13 protein-coding genes are annotated in these 17,312 nt (G+C 41.8%); 6 read left to right on the top strand and 7 right to left on the bottom strand.

Annotation, left to right across the window (positions count from 1 at the left end):
• Window positions 1-221: 221 nt before the first annotated feature.
• Together V7K73_RS11015 and dnaK are read right to left on the bottom strand one after the other, a co-directional pair.
• Window positions 222-1,217 (bottom strand): DnaJ C-terminal domain-containing protein, encoded by a 996-nt coding sequence (locus V7K73_RS11015; protein ID WP_334879833.1) that lies wholly within the window; start codon window positions 1,215-1,217, stop codon window positions 222-224.
• Between the two features lie 117 nt (window positions 1,218-1,334).
• Window positions 1,335-3,416: a molecular chaperone DnaK gene (gene dnaK / locus V7K73_RS11010; RefSeq protein ID WP_334879831.1), complete on the bottom strand. Its 2,082-nt coding sequence runs from the start codon at window positions 3,414-3,416 to the stop codon at window positions 1,335-1,337.
• Between the two features lie 318 nt (window positions 3,417-3,734).
• Between dnaK and V7K73_RS11005 the strand changes: the two genes are divergently transcribed.
• Complete coding sequence (locus tag V7K73_RS11005) at window positions 3,735-4,583, top strand: M28 family peptidase (RefSeq protein WP_334879829.1); 849 nt, start codon at window positions 3,735-3,737, stop codon at window positions 4,581-4,583.
• 45 nt (window positions 4,584-4,628) lie between these two features.
• Here V7K73_RS11005 and V7K73_RS11000 read toward each other — a convergent pair whose 3' ends face one another.
• Both V7K73_RS11000 and V7K73_RS10995 read right to left on the bottom strand, forming a co-directional pair.
• Window positions 4,629-4,931 (bottom strand): type II toxin-antitoxin system RelE/ParE family toxin, encoded by a 303-nt coding sequence (locus V7K73_RS11000; RefSeq protein WP_334879827.1) that lies wholly within the window; start codon window positions 4,929-4,931, stop codon window positions 4,629-4,631.
• Window positions 4,928-5,158, bottom strand: coding sequence for an addiction module protein (locus V7K73_RS10995; protein ID WP_334879825.1), 231 nt, complete (start codon window positions 5,156-5,158; stop codon window positions 4,928-4,930). Before V7K73_RS10995 ends, V7K73_RS11000 begins: the two co-directional genes overlap by 4 nt.
• A 292-nt stretch (window positions 5,159-5,450) precedes the next feature.
• Here V7K73_RS10995 and V7K73_RS10990 point away from each other — a divergent pair, with 292 nt between their 5' ends.
• From V7K73_RS10990 to V7K73_RS10980, 3 genes are all read left to right on the top strand, one after another.
• Window positions 5,451-6,983, top strand: coding sequence for a SagB/ThcOx family dehydrogenase (locus V7K73_RS10990; protein ID WP_334879873.1), 1,533 nt, complete (start codon window positions 5,451-5,453; stop codon window positions 6,981-6,983).
• Window positions 6,984-7,481: 498 nt separating this feature from the next.
• Window positions 7,482-9,227 (top strand): GAF domain-containing protein, encoded by a 1,746-nt coding sequence (locus tag V7K73_RS10985; protein WP_334879823.1) that lies wholly within the window; start codon window positions 7,482-7,484, stop codon window positions 9,225-9,227.
• Between the two features lie 10 nt (window positions 9,228-9,237).
• Window positions 9,238-10,755: a hybrid sensor histidine kinase/response regulator gene (locus V7K73_RS10980; protein WP_334879821.1), complete on the top strand. Its 1,518-nt coding sequence runs from the start codon at window positions 9,238-9,240 to the stop codon at window positions 10,753-10,755.
• Between the two features lie 305 nt (window positions 10,756-11,060).
• On the opposite strand, the gene trhO is transcribed toward V7K73_RS10980, so the two are convergent.
• Complete coding sequence (trhO, locus tag V7K73_RS10975) at window positions 11,061-11,978, bottom strand: oxygen-dependent tRNA uridine(34) hydroxylase TrhO (RefSeq protein ID WP_334879819.1); 918 nt, start codon at window positions 11,976-11,978, stop codon at window positions 11,061-11,063.
• A gap of 495 nt (window positions 11,979-12,473) precedes the next feature.
• On the opposite strand from trhO, the gene V7K73_RS10970 reads away from it, so the two are divergent.
• Window positions 12,474-12,920: a DUF2127 domain-containing protein gene (locus tag V7K73_RS10970; protein WP_334879817.1), complete on the top strand. Its 447-nt coding sequence runs from the start codon at window positions 12,474-12,476 to the stop codon at window positions 12,918-12,920.
• Between the two features lie 104 nt (window positions 12,921-13,024).
• The gene (locus tag V7K73_RS10965) at window positions 13,025-14,431 is read left to right on the top strand and encodes a lysophospholipid acyltransferase family protein (protein ID WP_334879815.1); all 1,407 of its coding nucleotides are present in this window, start codon (window positions 13,025-13,027) and stop codon (window positions 14,429-14,431) included.
• Window positions 14,432-14,877: 446 nt separating this feature from the next.
• Here the strand turns inward: V7K73_RS10965 and leuD are convergent, their stop codons facing one another.
• Together leuD and leuC are read right to left on the bottom strand one after the other, a co-directional pair.
• Window positions 14,878-15,486: a 3-isopropylmalate dehydratase small subunit gene (gene leuD, locus V7K73_RS10960; RefSeq protein WP_334879813.1), complete on the bottom strand. Its 609-nt coding sequence runs from the start codon at window positions 15,484-15,486 to the stop codon at window positions 14,878-14,880.
• A 92-nt stretch (window positions 15,487-15,578) separates the two neighbouring features.
• Window positions 15,579-16,982, bottom strand: a complete 1,404-nt coding sequence (gene leuC, locus V7K73_RS10955) for a 3-isopropylmalate dehydratase large subunit (protein WP_334879812.1) — start codon at window positions 16,980-16,982, stop codon at window positions 15,579-15,581.
• Between the last annotated feature and the right edge of the window lie 330 nt (window positions 16,983-17,312).

The following is a 17,312-nucleotide window of genomic DNA, read 5'->3' as shown; positions in this document are numbered from 1 at the left end:
TAATAACTTCTACCGGAGTAAGTACTATAACCTTTGTGCTGGGTCGAATGGGCTGTAATAAAGTGTTTTGACTACAATGAAAATTGCTTGCCTTTCTATAGACGCATTCAGCACTTATACCAGATATACGAAAGTAATCGCCTATTTGTAACTCTTGGAAAGTCATGTAAATCGTCTCCTAACCATAACTCTTTTTCCATATTCTATGAAAAGCTAGTTCCTTAAGCCAATAAATCAGCACGCGGTTTAAAGGTTTCAATTTGCCGTAACTTTTCGTAGAGTTCCCGTTCTTCTTGAGTAATATTTTTTGGGGTAACTATTTGAATTTCTACTAATTGATCGCCACGTTTCCCGTCATCACTAGGATAGCCTTTATTCCCTAGCCGGAATTTTTGACCAGACCTAACTCCTTGAGGGATGGTCATTTTTACAGGGCCGTCCAAAGTTGGTGCTTCTACCTGTCCTCCTAAAACTGCCTCTGTGGGAGTAACTGGTACTTGGCAGAGGATATTTAAAGCATCTAGCTTAAATAATGGATGAGGAGTAACAGTAATTTTTAAGTATAAATCCCCACCACCAACACCTTGGTTCCGCAAACGGATGGTTTGACCTGTGACCATACCTGGAGGCATAGTAACTTCTAGCGATCGCCCATCTTCTAAACGAATGCGTTCATTACCACCTTGATAAGCTTTTTCTAGGGGAAGTGTTAATCTAGCTTCTATATCTCGACGGGTAGTGCGAGGTGGGGTGCTAACTGTGTAGGCAACTTTTGTTCTGGGGGAACGAAACGGATCGCTATTATTGCCATTATTGGAGTTATTTGCCGCACTCTTATTTTTAACGCCGATAACTTGATTAATAAAGCTTTCAAAATCAGAGAATTGGCTTGGATCTACCTCCTGATTACTGTTGCGATCGCTAGCAGTACTCTGCCAAGTTTTAGCCTTGGGCGTCTTAGTGTTACCTGCAAAGCCTTTTTGCTTCCAGTAGCGGCTAAATTGGTCGTATTGCGATCGCTTGGCTGAGTCTGAAAGGACTTCATAAGCTTCGCCGATATCCTTAAATTTTTCCTCAGATTCTTTGTTACCCGGATTGAGATCGGGGTGATATTGCCTTGCTAAACGCCGATAAACTTTTTTAATTTCCTCACCAGAGGCGTCTTTAGATACTCCTAAAATCTCGTAGTAATCTCGAAAATTCGGCAAATTCTGCATAGTTAGTTATTTAAATTTTAGATTTTGAATTAATTAATACAGAACAGTTAGGAGTTGAAAGATTTAATTTTTAACTCCTCACTCCTAACTCCTAACTCCTAACTTTTATTAAAACTATTACAACCAATCATTGTCTTCTTCATCATCCCAGTTATCTTGGTAGCTGGGACGGGATTTGCGGGGCGGACGGCTTTGGCTTTCATAAGAGGAACGACTGTCTCGACTATAGTCTCTGCCATAGTCCTTACCGTAATCTCTGCCATAGTCCTTACTGTATGAATCGCGTTCTCGATATGTATCTCTGGGAGATTCGCGTTCTTTATCTTTATCACCAGTAAAGATGTCACGGATTGTACCAAACAAGTCGTCATCTTCATCTTCAGCATAAGTTTCTCTGACTTCCCGATTTAGCTCATAGAGAGCATCTTGCAAATCGGCGTAGGCTTGGTCAATACCGCGATCGCTATTTTCCTTAAGACTCTCTTTTAAGTCTCGGCAAATATTATCAATTCTTTGGCGGCGGTTTCGGGCAAACTGCATACCAAATTCCAGTGCTACTTCTCTAAGCTGTCGTTCTGCTTGGAAAATCAAAGCTTCAGAACGAGTCCGCTTTTCTACCCGTTCTTTACGTTCGCGATCGACGTCAGCATATTTCTGAGCATCCTGAATCATTCGATTCACCTCCGACTCATTCAACGTCGAAGCGCCTTGAATGGTGATACTCTGCTCTCGCCCAGTGGTTTTATCTAGGGCTGTTACCTGTAAAATTCCGTTAGCATCAATATCAAATGATACCTGAACTTGGGGAATTCCTCGTGGCGCTGGGGGAATGCCATACAGCTTAAAACGTCCTAAAGACTTGTTGTTTGCTGCCATATCTCGTTCGCCCTGAACTACGTGAATTTCCACAGTATTCTGGTTATTTTCAGACGTGGAAAAAATGTCAGAACGACGGACTGGGATAGTAGTATTGCGGGGAATGAGTTTTTTCATGATTCCGCCGATAGTTTCCAATCCCATAGAAAGGGGTGTGACATCCAAAAGCAGCACATCTTTGAGTTCGCCTGCGAGAATTCCTGCTTGAATTGCTGCACCCACTCCCACTACTTCATCGGGATTGACGTTTTCGTTGGGTTCTGTACCAATCAAGTCTCGTACTAGCTGCTTCACCATTGGCATCCGTGTAGAACCGCCAACTAACACCACTTCTTCAATGTCTCTAGGTGAGAGTCCAGCATCTTTGAGGGCGCGTTTAACCGGTGTCCGCAATCGCCCCACCAAATCACCACACAAACCTTCAAACTGGGAACGCGTTAGACGAGTTTCCAAATGTTTGGGGCCTTCCTGATCGGCAGCAATAAAAGGTAAGTTAATTTCGGTGACGCTGACAGCAGAAAGCTCAATTTTGGCTTTTTCCGCCGCTTCCATCAGACGTTGTAAAGATTGTCTTTCGCGTCTTAAATCTACCCCTTCGGCTTCCAGAAATTGCTCTGCTAGCCAATCTACTATTATTTTATCAAAGTCGTTACCACCAAGTTGCGTATCTCCACTGGTAGCTTTGACTTCAAATATCCCATCGCCTACTTCTAAAATCGACACGTCAAATGTGCCGCCACCCAAGTCAAAGACTAAGATAGTTTCCGTCTCACCGCGATCTAATCCATAAGCCAAAGATGCAGCAGTCGGTTCATTGAGAATCCGCAGCACCTCTAAACCGGCAATTCTGCCAGCATCACGGGTTGCTTGCCGTTGAGAATCGTTAAAATAAGCGGGTACTGTAATCACTGCCCCTGTTACCGGTTCACCCAAATAGCGACTAGCATCGTCTGCCAATTTTTTCAGCACCATTGCCGAAATTTCTTCTGGGGCGAAATCTTTATTGAGACGGGGACAGGCAATTTTAATATTTCCTACTTCGTCTTTGCGGATGGTGTAAGGTACACGCTTGGAATCTGGATTAAGTTCGGCATATTTGCGCCCAATGAAGCGTTTCACCGCAAAAAAGGTATTTTGTGGATTGAGGACGGTTTGTCGCCGTGCCATTTGCCCAACCACCCTTTCGCCTTCTTTGCTGAAGCCAACTACGGAGGGGGTTGTTCGCATTCCTTCTGCATTGGCAATCACCACCGGCTTGCCACCCTCCATAACGGCGACTACTGAGTTGGTTGTACCCAAGTCGATGCCGACTACCTTGCCCATGCGTTACTCTTCTCCTAAAGTATCTTATATATTTATTATGATTGGGCCCAACTACCTCTAGCTTTGTGCTATTGGATGAAAACACTTCAATGGTATAATAGTCATCATTAAGGCGATAAGCTAAGAAGTGCAGCTAGAGCAGATAGTTGCAAGACTAGGATAGCATTGACGATGATTGGTGTGTCCAAGCAGCTTCAATTCTGGTTATCCAGCTTATTGTATGCACTGTATCTGCAAGTTTCTAAATGCACCTTAATAATACTTGTTTTGCAACTTCTGAGTGCCTGAAAACCTTAATATTGCCACTATTTTAAACATTTGAATTTAACAGAGCGATTACAAACTTCCCTAACTGAGATTGCGCGAGAACGCGATCCTTACATGGCAACGGCTGGGCATTTTTTTGTCCAAGAATACATCCGCCAGGAATTTTCCCAATGGGGGAGTGTGGAAATCCACACCTTTGAAGTCAGAGGGAAAGTTTGTAATAACTTGATATTAAATTTACCTTGTGAAGGCAGACGAAAAAAAAAGGATTTGCCGCCGATTTTAATTGGCGCTCATTATGATGGCGTTCCAGGAACAGTAGCGGCTGATGATAATGCCACAGGTGTGGCGGTGTTGCTGGAATTAGCCAGGAAGTTTGCTGCCCAACCGATAAGATATCCCTTAAGGCTAGTTGCTTTCGATATGGAAGAATACGGCTTGCTGGGTAGTGCTGATTATGCAGCCCTGTTGCACGAACAAAAGCAACAGCTACGCTTAATGATCTCCCTAGAAATGCTGGGTTATACCGATTCTACTCCTGGTTCCCAAAATTACCCCCCTCCTCTGGAACGCTTCTACCCAGACAGAGGCGATTTTATTGCTTTAATTGGTAATTTGCGAACATTGCCTGATTTAATTGGCATGAGCCGGAATATTCGCCAAGCTGGCGTACCTAGTCAATGGCTACCTGTGCCGAATCGAGGTTTAATAGTTCCCCAAACCAGACTTAGCGATCATGCACCTTTCTGGGATTTGGGCTATCCGGCAATGATGGTGACAGATACGGCATTCTTGCGAAATCCCCATTATCACAAATCTAGTGATGCGATCGCTACTTTAAATTTAGATTTTCTTCGCGGTGTATGTGAAGGCTTAGAAATTGCGATTCGGCGGTTGTGAAAAGTTAAGATAAATTAATAAGTTTATTTTTTGCCCTCTAAAGCATCATTCAACCTGTCGTTTCCTCCAATAATCTGGTCTACGCTTTCCATGAGCTATTGCAACGACCCAAATAAACTCCTTGAATTCTGCGTAGAATATGAGATAGGGAAAACACTGAAGGACGTAGCGACGCAACTCGGCAATTTTGTATGGCGCTCCTATGCTTGGGTTTTGCTGAATTTTACCAATAACCTGCTCCACTTCAGATAATAAATCTAGCCCTAAGCCAGCCTTTTGCCCCTCGTAGTAGGCGACTGAATTATCTAGCTCTGCTCTAGCTTCACTGTGAATAATGATCTGCTTCACGAGTACTTTTCTCGGAGTTCAGTGAATACCTTGTCTGACAGTTCACCATAAACTGTTCCACTACTAATCTCTTCCATTCTTCTCGTTAACTCAACATCCCAAGCAAATTGTGCGTTATCGTCAACATCTTGATCTAAAGAGTGGATCAAAAAGTAAGCAAGCTCTGCACGTTCTTGCATAGATAGCTGAGATAGTTCAAGCCTAAGTTTCTCTACAGTCTCGGTCATAGTCTACGATCCTCTTGCGATTAATCAGCATAGAGTTAGTGTTGAATGTGGCAGATTAAGGTCAGCGGTTTGCCATGAATCGAAGCGCCACATAATCTTCAATATAAAGGTTTATAGTTCAATACGGTTAAGTTAACGCCTGCCTGCTCAATGCCCTTCAGCCCCATCGCCCAATGCAGTTGTTACCAATTACCACTTTGTGACTATGAGGATTGTACGAACTGACACGAAACAATGAGGCTAATGAATGCCAAGATCAAAAAAAGGATGGCCCAAGGATATTAAAAGTACTATGCCAGAATTACACCAATCAATTGCCCAGCATTACCACGAACGGACTAAATACAACCCTGAGACTCTCGCCTCCAAAAGTCACGAGTTAGACTGGGCTAAACAGCCAGTGCCTTTTAAAGAGTACAAAATTGGCTCTACTTTTGATCTCAAACCCTATATCCAAGAAAAAACAGAGGGATTTGCTAATAACCCAGATGCTCAATGGTGGCAAAGACTTTCACGCCTGCTGTTTCGTAGCTATGGATTGACGGCGAGAATGCCTTCTATGGGTAGCGCGGTGTATTTACGTGCTGCTCCCAGTGCAGGCGGATTATACCCGGCTGAGGTGTATGTGGTTTCCCGTGGCACGGCGTTATTGCCACCCGGACTATATAATTACCAGTGTCGGACTCATTCTCTGATGCATTATTGGGAAAGTGATGTTTGGCAAAATCTGCAATCGGCTTGTTTCTGGCATCCTTCTCTAGAAAATACCCAACTAGCAATTATTGTGACTGCGGTTTTCTATCGTTCTGCTTGGCGATATGAAGATCGGGCTTATCGGCGGATTTTTCTAGATACGGGACACCTGTTGGGTAATATCGAGTTAGCTGGTGCGATTACTGACTATCGCCCCCATTTAATCGGCGGTTTTGTGGATGAATCGGTAAACGATCTGCTTTATATCGATCCGCAACAAGAAGGTGCGATCGCTGTCTTACCTCTAGCAGATTTGTTAGATATCAATCAAAATTTACCATTGGGATGTACTGCTTTACCTTCGGCTACCGAAACCAGTTATCCCGAAATTCCCGATGGTGAATTGCTGACATATTTCCATCGACACACCCAGATCCAATCAGGTGTAACTGGCAATCTCAATCTACCAACTATCAAACAAGAAAAATCTTTGGAGGATAAATATAACTTTCCTTTCTGTTTGAAAATTCCCACCAACACTGCGCCGATAAACTGGGGACAAAAGCTATCACAATTGGAAACCACTATGTATAAGCGACGCTCTACCCGCGCTTATAATGGTGATGATTTAACAATCGATGAATTAAAAGCTTTACTCGATTTCACTTACCAACCCCGAAATTACATCGACCAAAGCTTAGATATTTCTCCAGATTACTTTGATTTGAATTTAATAGAAACATTTATTGCTGTTTGCGGAGTCAAAGGATTGGAGGCAGGTTGTTATTATTATGCACCCAAAGCCCAAGAATTACGCCAAATTCGCTTTAAAAACTTTCGGCGAGAGTTACATTTTCTCTGTTTGGGGCAAGAATTAGGGCGGGATGCAGCAGCAGTGTTGTTTCATACAGCCGATTTGAAAGCTGCGATCGCACAATATGGCGATCGCGTTTACCGTTACTTACATCTGGATGCTGGCCATTTAGGACAACGCTTGAATTTAGCAGCCATCCACCTGAATGTAGGTGTAAGTGGTATCGGTGGTTTCTTTGATGACCAAGTAAATGAAGTTTTGGGTATCCCTGCTGATGAAGCCGTTCTATATATCACTACTTTGGGACGCCCAAGATAAAAATAATCCTACAGGCGCAAAGAATGCAGAGAGTTTTTTTCTGTCTTCTTTGCGTATATGTACAAGTTCTCTTTACTTGGTGTAAACTATCAAACATACTTTACACTACCAGATTCCTATGAAGATTGAACCAAGATATACTTATCCCAAAAGTGTTTTTGAGTACATATTCTTGGTTGATATTTCTAAATATTAAAGAGCGTAGATGTTGCTCTCAAGGTTTTTTATCAATAAATTATCAGCTGTTACACATTAAAATCACAAATTTAATAGCTCACAAAATTTGCATATTAAGTAAGTAGGCACGATAAAACCAAACTATGTAATGAAAAGTAAAATCTCTGTATTTGGCTCGTAGTTGCGCTTTAGCGCTTTAGCACAAGTACAAGCCAGTGATGATTATTTGCGCCCACTTATTTATACAAAAAATAAATTATGTTTTCAGATTTAACTAAATTAAATCTGATATTTAACAAAACTTTTTTCACATAACCACTAATGCTATTTCCAGAAAATGAAAGCCAACGGCGAGAAGTACTTAATCAATATCAAATTTTAGATACGCCACCAGAAGAAATTTTTGATGAATTAGCTCAACTAGCTGCTAACTTTTGTGAAACACCAATCGCTCTTATTAGCCTAGTTGATGCAGAACGGGAATGGTTCAAGTCAAAAATCGGGTTAACTATATCAGAAGTTCCTCGAAGCATTTCCTTTGGTAGCTATACTATCTTACAAAATCAAATATTAATCATCCCAGACGCGTTGTCAGATGAACGGTTTGCTACAAATCCCCTTGTAATATCAAATTATTATTTCCGCTTTTATGCAGGTGTTGCTCTAATTACCTCCAACGGCTTTGCATTAGGTAGTCTTTGTGTAATTGATTTTGTACCACGAAATTTGACTGTTAAAGAGCAAGTAGCATTACAACAGTTGGCGGGGCAAGTAATCAGATATTTAGATTTACATCGGCAAAAAGTTATTGATGATAGCCAAGACATCATAGAACGTAAGCGAACTGAAATGGTTCTCAAAGCCCAAGCCGAGCGGGAGCAATTGATGCGAACCGTTGCTCAACGGATTCGTCAATCATTGAATCTCCAAGATATTTTAAATGCAACAGTTCAAGAAGTGCGAAATTTACTTAGGGTTGATCGAGTGGTAGTTTATCAGTTTAACCCAGAGATGAGCGGCACGATTGTGGCGGAATCGGTGAAACCTGGATGCATTGTTTCTTTGGGCGTCGAGATTCATGATACGTGTTTTCAAGCAAGCCCAGGAGTGGAGTATTATCAAAGACGCAAAAGAGCGATCGCTAATATTTATGAAGCCGGATTAAGTGATTGCTATATTCGCTTATTAGAACAGTTTGAAGTCAAAGCAAATTTAGTCGTACCCATTTTACTAGAAGTAGGTTTTCAAAACCCAGGTTCTCAGGTTTGGGGTTTACTGATTGCTCACCAATGCTCTGGTTTTTACCAGTGGGAAGAAAATCAATTAGATTTGCTCGAACAACTGACAGTGCAATTAGCGATCGCAATTCAACAATCCAGCATTTTTGAGCAAGCTAAAATTGAACTTATTCAAAGACAAAACGCTCAAGTAAAGTTAAAAAACGCCTTGGCTGAAAAAGAAGTTCTATTAAAGGAAGTACATCATCGAGTTAAAAATAATTTGCAAATTGTCTCTAGTTTATTACAACTCCAGTCTCAAACACTCAAAGACCCAGAAGCTATCAAAGTCCTTCGAGAAAGTCAAAATCGAATTGAGTCAATATCTCTAATTCATAAAAATTTATATATTTCTGCTAACATTGGACAAATTGATGTTAGTGAATATATCGATAATTTGGCAGCAAGCTTGCTAATTTCTTACCAAATATGGCCGGGTAAAATTGGTCTAAAAACTGATATAGATTCAGTAATATTGAATGCTGACCAAGCTATTGCTTGTGGATTAGTTATTAACGAATTAATCTCCAATGCCCTTAAACACGCTTTTCCCAACCAACAAGCAGGCACAATCAGTATTGCTTTACGTAATGTTCGTAATAATATCGAGATGACTATCCGAGATAATGGAATTGGTTTACCAGATAATTTAAATTGGACAACTACTGATTCTTTGGGACTGTCGTTAGTATATGACTTGGTTACAGAACAACTCGAAGGCGACATTACTATAGAACGCAATCATGGAACAGTATTCAAAATTAAATTCACGCAGTTAACTTTGAATTAGTAAATATCAAATGGCCCAAGCTAGAATTTTAGTGGTTGAAGATGAAGTAATTGTGGCTAGAACTATTGCCAACCAACTCAGACAACTAGGATACATTGTTACGGGTACAGCTTCATCTGGAAAAGTTGCCATTGCCAAGGCATGGCAAACTCAACCAGAGCTAGTATTAATGGATATTATTCTTAAAGGTGAGATGGACGGTATTGCTACTGCCAGTCTTATTCGTGAGCAGTTAGACGTTCCTATAATTTTTTTAACCGCTTATGGTGACGATCATACTTTAGAAAGAGCGAAAATTACCCAACCTTTCGGATATATCGTTAAACCCTTTACTATAAAAGATTTAAAAATAGCGATCGAAATCGGTCTTCTAAAACATCAATTAGAGCGTGAACTGCGAGAGAATCGAGATCAGTTAGCAACCCTTTTCAACTCAATGAGTGATGCTGTAATCGCTACAGATGAAGCCGGAATAATCACATTCATGAATCCCGCAGCTGAGGCGTTGACTGGCTGGCAGCAAAAAGATGCTTTAGGAAATGAGGCGGCGAAGATTTTTCATATTGTCGATGAAGTTACAGGGAATACATTAGAAAACCCAGTAACAAAAGTCCTGCGAGATCAACAGGTTGTTTATTTAGGGGAATTCACATCTCTGATTACAAGAGAGGGAAAAAGAGTTCCAATTGGTGATAGTGCTTCACCACTAAAGCGAGGACTTAATCAGATAAATGGTGTAGTAATTGTTTTTTGGGATCTTAGCGAACGACACCAAACAAAATTGCTAGAGCAAGCATTGCAAAAAGAGCAAGAACTTAATCGTCTCAAGTCCTTATTTATCTCTACCGTATCTCATGAGTTTCGTAATCCACTGACTGTTATTCAAACAGCAGTAGAACTCATAGAAATGCAAGGACCAAATTTGACAGATGCAAAAAAAGGCATTTATTTAAAGCGAATTCAAGGTGCTGTGCAATCTCTAGAAAAACTGATGGAAGAAGTGTTGTTTATGGGTCGGGCAGAAGCAGAAAAACTCGTATGCAACCCTGCTCCACTTAACTTAGAAAAATTCTGTCGAGAGTTAATCGAAGATTTTTCTATTGTTGAAAGTAGCGAGTATGAAATTATTTTTATCTGTCATAGCGATCGCACCGACGCTGTAATGGATGAAGGACTCTTGCATTACCTGTTTGAAAATCTTCTCTCAAACGCGGTTAAATATTCTCCGACAGGTGGCAAAATTCAGTTTGATTTAATCTGCAACCCGATTGAGAAAGTAGCAATTTTTTATATTCAAGACCAAGGTATAGGGATTCCCGAACCAGACCAAGCGCGGCTTTTTGAGTCATTCTACCGAGCCTCAAATGTCCAATCAATTCACGGTACTGGATTGGGGTTAGTAATCGTTAAAAGGTGCGTTGATGCCCATAGAGGTGAAATCAGCGTCACAAGTCAAGTTGGAGTCGGTACTACATTTACAGTAATTTTGCCCTTAAATTCCCAATTATCCTTGACTGAAGAACCATGAATGATAAGTAGGTAGAAATAATTCGTAATTCGTAATTCGTAATTCGTAATTCGTAATTCGTAATACCTCGACTTCGCTTGGCACAAAGAAAGTCAATTTTGTTTTGTAATGGAGATTTAACCCCAATCGCATTACTTGCTTATTTTTAGAACCGGGGGACTTAAACCCACGGACAGCAGTTAAATATAAGAAAAAACCTCACCCTGCCTCCGGCTTCCCTCTCCTTAATAAGGAGAGGGATTGAGGGTGAGGTTTTTTATTTAATTTGCGCCTACTTACTTAGCATTTAAAACTCGCTTTTGTGATTAACCCACATCCCAATTTTTGGCATTAACAACTTGGGTTTGGTAGTGCCGCCATTTTTGCTGCTGACGCGCTCTTTTCTCCTCAGTAAGGCTATCAAAACAATAAGGACAGGAGATACCTTGTTCATACTTTGGAGATACCTTATCTGACTCAGAAATCGCATATCCACAACAGAAACACCGCTCAGAACTTCCTTCCTCCAACCCATGACTAACAGCTATGCGATCGTCAAAGACAAAACATTCCCCTTCCCATAAACTTTCCTGGGCTGGAATTTCCTCTAAATACTTGAGAATGCCGCCCTTGAGATGATAAACTTCTGCAAAGCCTTGGGCAAGCATGAAGGATGAGGCTTTTTCACAGCGAATGCCACCCGTACAAAACAGAGCAACTTTTTTGTGTTTAGTTGGGTCGAGGTGGCGTACCACATAATCAGGGAATTCCCGGAATGAGCCAGTTTGAGGATTTTCTGCTCTTTGGAAAGTACCGATATTCACCTCATAATCATTGCGGGTGTCAATCACTGTTACTTCTGGATCGCAAATCAAATCATTCCATTCCTGGGGACTGACATAAGTACCAACTTGTTCACTTGGGTCAATTTCAGGCAATCCCAAAGTAACAATTTCAGGCTTCAACCGCACCTTTATTCGCTCAAAGGGCGGGGTTTCGGTATAGGACTCTTTGTATTCTAGGTCTGCTAGACGAGGGTCAGTACGCAAAAACCAAAGAACAGAATCAATCGCCTGACGCGAACCCGCAATTGTACCGTTAATGCCTTCTTGTGCAAGTAAAATTGTCCCCTTCACACCTTGCACTTGGCAGTAAGACAGCAAGGGATCTCGTTTCTTGGCAAAATCTGGCAGCTTGACAAATTTATACAGTGCTGCAACAACTTGGATATTTTCTGGCTTCATCCCTTTGGTAATGGAACAATGTAAGTTACAATAACTTCGACAATTAAACTTACCTACTATTTTAACTTGATGGCAGTTTAGCTCATTTGGTAGACCGCCTGTGCAAGCAGGATGTCAGCATTTCGAGTCCGCTAATCTCCATTGGATATAATTTATCTTAATTTGCGATGCCTGCAACGGGTTACGCCTACGCATATACAATTTCAATCAAAAGCCCATTCCATATTAAGGAATGGGCTTATTTTCCTTGGTAGGCAAAGAGTTAGGGAAGAGGTTTGATCTTATATTTAATTATGCCTACCTACTTACTATTTGATTCGGGAAAAATATAAAATTTGAAAACGAACCGCAAAGTACGCTAAGAGCGCAAAGGGAAGAAAGAAGAAAGAAGAAAGAGATATATAATTTTCACAAATGATTTAGGATTGCTATATAGGTTGGCATCATCCAGAGCGAGTTAATCAAAGTTTGGGATCTATCTACTTAGGAGGTTGTTTGAAAAAGCGTCCATTCGGGTTAGTGGCAATTGTTTTCTACAAATCATTTGCTGCCTTGCTGCTTATGGTTACTTCGATCGCTTTATTATTGACATTAAAAAATTATCAAACTCTAGAGGTGTTTTCAGACAACTATACTTTAGAAGGTAAATCGATAATTATTGATTGGCTTTTAAATAAAGTTCTCAATTTAAATCCTCGAACTTTGGTATTTAGCGGTATTGGAACAGGAGTCTATGCTATTGTTACTGGTATTGAAGCCGTTGGTTTATGGTACCAAAAGCGTTGGGCGCATGTCTTGGTGTTGGCACTTGTCGGTATCAGTATTCCGCCAGAAATTTATGAATTAATTCGAGGGATTTCTCCGATAAAAATATTGGTTTTTTTGTTAAACTTAGGAGTGTTTGGTTATTTATTCCAAAATTTTCCTAAACATCGAAAATAATTTTTATCAATAAGTGGCTTCCGGCACACAGACTTATCTTTAGGTTTACGCAAAACTAAGACCCCGCGTTGTACAATCGCTAAAAATACAATCTGGAGAGCCACTTGCCTAGATCGATTCAGTCTACTCAACCACCATTAAAATTCATTCCTCAACGGTTGAACTCGCTGGTACTCCAGATTGTTCGGTGGTTGCTACCGATCGCACTACGGTTTCGGACTCGTCCTTGGCTAACGGCTGGTATTGTGCGTGTTGAAGCCAAGAATGTTGAAGTATTAGCTGAACTTTATCAGCAATTTCAGGCTGGAAAAATTCGCTTTTTGCTGGCATTTCGCCACCCAGAGGTAGAAGATCCTCTTTGTATGCTGTATTTGCTTTCCCGCATTGTGCCACAGGTTGCTCGTCAAAAAGGTATTACACTACAATCCCTTGTTCACAGCTATTTTCTCTACGATCGCGGAATGACAGTTTGGGCTGGAAAGTGGCTGGGTTGGTTGTTTTCTCGGATAGGAGGTGTACCGGTTCATCGGGGTAGGCGACTAGATCGCCAAGCTATTCAAACTGCACGAGAGTTGTTTGCTAATGGCGAACTACCGATCGCAGTGGCACCCGAAGGCGGTACTAATGGTCATAGTGGTATTGTTAGCCCCTTGGAACCTGGTGTTGCTCAAATGGGGTTCTGGTGTGTAGAAGACTTGCAAAAAGCCAATCGAACTGAGACTGTAATCATTGTACCGATCGCTATCCAATATAGTTACGTTGAGCCACCTTGGTCTAAACTAGATTGGCTACTGAGTAAATTGGAAGCTGATAGTGGCTTGCCGGCAATGGAAATTGAGCAGGAAGAGGGCGAAGAGATTTACTATCAACGCCTCTGGAGGTTAGCCCAATATCTGATTACCGAGATGGAAGAGTTTTATCGTCGCTTCTATCATCAAGATATCCCAAAAACCATCTCAACTGATGAATCTGCTAGTCTTAATCAGGTGTTGATTGCTCGACTGCATCGGTTACTGGATAAGGCTTTACAAGTTGCTGAACAATATTTTGGAGTTCAAGCGCAGGGAAATTCCATCGATCGCTGTCGTCGCTTAGAAGAGGCTGGCTGGAATTACATATATCGGGAAGATTTGCCAGATATCAATGCTTTACCACCCTTTAAACGCGGTTTGGCAGACTGGATTGCCCAAGAAGCAGACTTGCGAATGCGACACATGCGGATAGTGGAAAGTTTTGTTGCAGTCACAGCTACTTATATTCAGGAACAACCGACGGCAGAACGGTTTGCAGAAACAGCTTTGCTTGTATTCGATATGCTTTCTAGAATTCAGGATACAACACTTCCGGGGCGACCTCGCTTAGGTTTGCGAGAGACACAAATCACTGTAGGGCAGCCAATTTCAGTAACCGAACGCTGGAAAAATTGTCAGGGCGATCGCTTGGCGGCTAGACAAGGTGTGAGCGATTTGACAAAAGATTTGCAAATTGCTTTAGAGAAGATGATTAGATAACAAAAATTATAAGATTTTTTAGCTAGGTTAGCGATCGCACAACTGCCAACTGCTATAAATTTTTATAGGCACTTACTCATACCAATTCACGAAAATCCTGATAAATATAGATTTATCGTAAGGGCTTGTCTAAGACAAGCCCCTACCAGCAATTGCAAGAAATGGGATTGCTTCACTCCACTACGGTGCGATCGCAATGACAATTTATCGTAAATAAAAGGGTTTAAGACCCCAACCAAAACACGTAGCGCCAGTTTCAGTCGGGGTTTAAATCCCCGTCTGAAAATGTCTTTAATTACGAATTACGAATTACGAATTATTTAAAACCTGGGTTTGATATAACTTGCACCTGACGGGATGCTCCCTATTTGCCCTGACTCAATGGTAATATCTGCTGCAAAAGATTCGTAAAGCAGAGAATTTCTATCTCCCATGGCCACAAAATATTAACTCGCGGCTAAATTGCCCCAACCGACATAGGGTAATTTTGCAGCCGTTACCCTAACTTGGTCAGCATTCGCTACTAATTGACCGCAAGCGTCCCAAGTTCCCGAAATAAATGTGCTTCTTGTGCCTTCACCGATCGCAACTGGGGCGGTGTAATCAGCAATTTGCACTCTTCTGGTTTCCAGATTTACTGTCACGGTGGCTTGAGGATTAGCAGCGACTAAATCTTGTAGTTGTTTAATAGTAACAGCATCGGCTGTCACACAAGGTATACCCATTGCCACACAGTTACCGAAAAAGATTTCGGCAAAGCTTTCACCGATTAAAGCTTCGATTCCCCATTTTGCGATCGCTTGGGGTGCATGTTCCCGTGATGAACCACAGCCAAAATTTCTATTGACTATTAAAATATTCGCCCCTTGATATTGGGGTTGGTCAAAAGCATGTTCACCTTTAAGTGCTGTCCGGTCATCAATAAATGCGCCTTCACCTAACCCATCAAAGGTAACGGCTTTCAAATATCGCGCCGGAATGATGCGATCGGTATCTATATCATTGCCCACTAAGGGGATACCGCGCCCTGAAACTGTTTTAACTTCACTCACCATAAGTTTTATAAGAAACGAACCGCAAAGAACGCAAAGGACACAAAGGAAAGAAAGAAAAGTTTAAGAGACTTCTCTCTGCCAATGAGGTAGAGTTACAGCAACTCGCGCACATCAGAGACTTCGCCTTTAATCGCAGCAGTGGCGACCATCGCCGGACTCATTAATAATGTTCGACCGGAAGAGGAACCTTGTCTTCCTTTAAAGTTGCGGTTGGAGGAAGAAGCGCTGATTTGTCTTCCTTGTAGCTTATCGGGGTTCATGGCTAGACACATAGAACATCCTGGTTCCCGCCACTCAAATCCGGCTTCTTCAAAGATTTTATCCAGTCCTTCAGCTTCCGCCTCTTGCTTCACCCTTTCAGAACCTGGGACAACAAAAGCTTTAATTCCCTCTGCAACGTGGCGACCTTTGGCGATTTTCGCAGCTTCTCGCAAATCAGTAATCCTACCATTGGTGCAACTACCAATAAAGCAGACATCTATTTTAGTGCCTTTGATTGGTTGACCAGGATATAAATCCATGTAGCGGTAAGCTTCTTCGGCAATAAATCGGTCTTCTTCTAGCAGTTCTTCTGGTTGAGGTACTGACTGGTTGACACCGATACCTTGACCGGGAGTAATCCCCCAGGTAACGGTAGGAGGAATTTCCGCAGCGTCGAATAGCACTATATCATCGTATTGGGCATCAGCATCGCTCTTGATGGATTCCCACCAAGCGACTGCTTTATCCCAATCTGCATCAATGGGGGCAAAATCTCTGCCTTTGAGGTAATCGTAGGTGACTTGATCGGGATTAACGTAGCCGCATCTAGCACCGCCTTCGATCGCCATATTGCAGACAGTCATCCTCTCTTCCATATTCATTTGCTCAAATGTCGTACCGGCAAATTCGTAAGCATAGCCCACGCCACCTTTAACACCAAGTGAGCGGATGATATGTAAAATTACATCTTTGGCGTAAACACCAGGGTTGAGAGTGCCATTAACTGCGATTTTGCGGACTTTCAGTTTGGATAAGGCCAGGGTTTGAGAAGCGAGAATATCCCGGACTTGGCTAGTACCGATACCAAATGCGATCGCACCAAATGCCCCATGACTGGAAGTGTGACTATCTCCACAAGCGATCGTCATTCCTGGCTGAGTCAGTCCAAGTTCTGGAGCGATCACATGAACTATACCCTGACTACCAGAACCGATATTGTAAAAAGTTATGTTATTTTCTTGACAGTTATTTTCCAGCGCCTGGATCATTTCCTCTGCCAAGTTATCGGCAAAGGGACGCGCCTGGTTTTCTGTCGGCACAATATGATCGACTGTGGCCACAGTCCGCTCTGGAAACAGTACTTTTAGACTTCTCTCGCGTAACATAGCAAAAGCCTGGGGACTCGTCACTTCATGAATTAAGTGAAGCCCGATAAATAGTTGCGTCAGCCCTGAGGGAAGTGTACCAACGGTGTGTAAGTCCCAAACTTTATCAAACAGGGTACTTTTGCTCATACGTCAATCAGTATTTCAAGAGTCCGGTCTTAAATAGTATCAAAAAAAAGTCTTGGTTTTTGCAGATCACTTAATATTACTTACATCTTTTCCTCTGTGTCCTCTGCGCCTCTGTGGTTTTATTCTTCCTAAACCAACCGCAGAGGACACAGAGCAAGAGAGAAAACGAGATTATTGTAAAACAAACTCTAATTCTGCCTAACTTGAGATGTACAAACTTTTCAAAATATAACTAGAACCTATCCCACTAATATGAAAATGTGATAATCTACTTTCCATCTGAGAAGAGTGTATCAGTTTATGGCTGGACGTTTTGAAGGACTGAGTGAC

Source organism: Nostoc sp. (assembly GCF_036916975.1).
Lineage (GTDB): Bacteria > Cyanobacteriota > Cyanobacteriia > Cyanobacteriales > Nostocaceae > Nostoc.
Note: the sequence above shows the minus strand (reverse complement) of the source record. Positions and strands in the feature narration are given on the sequence as shown.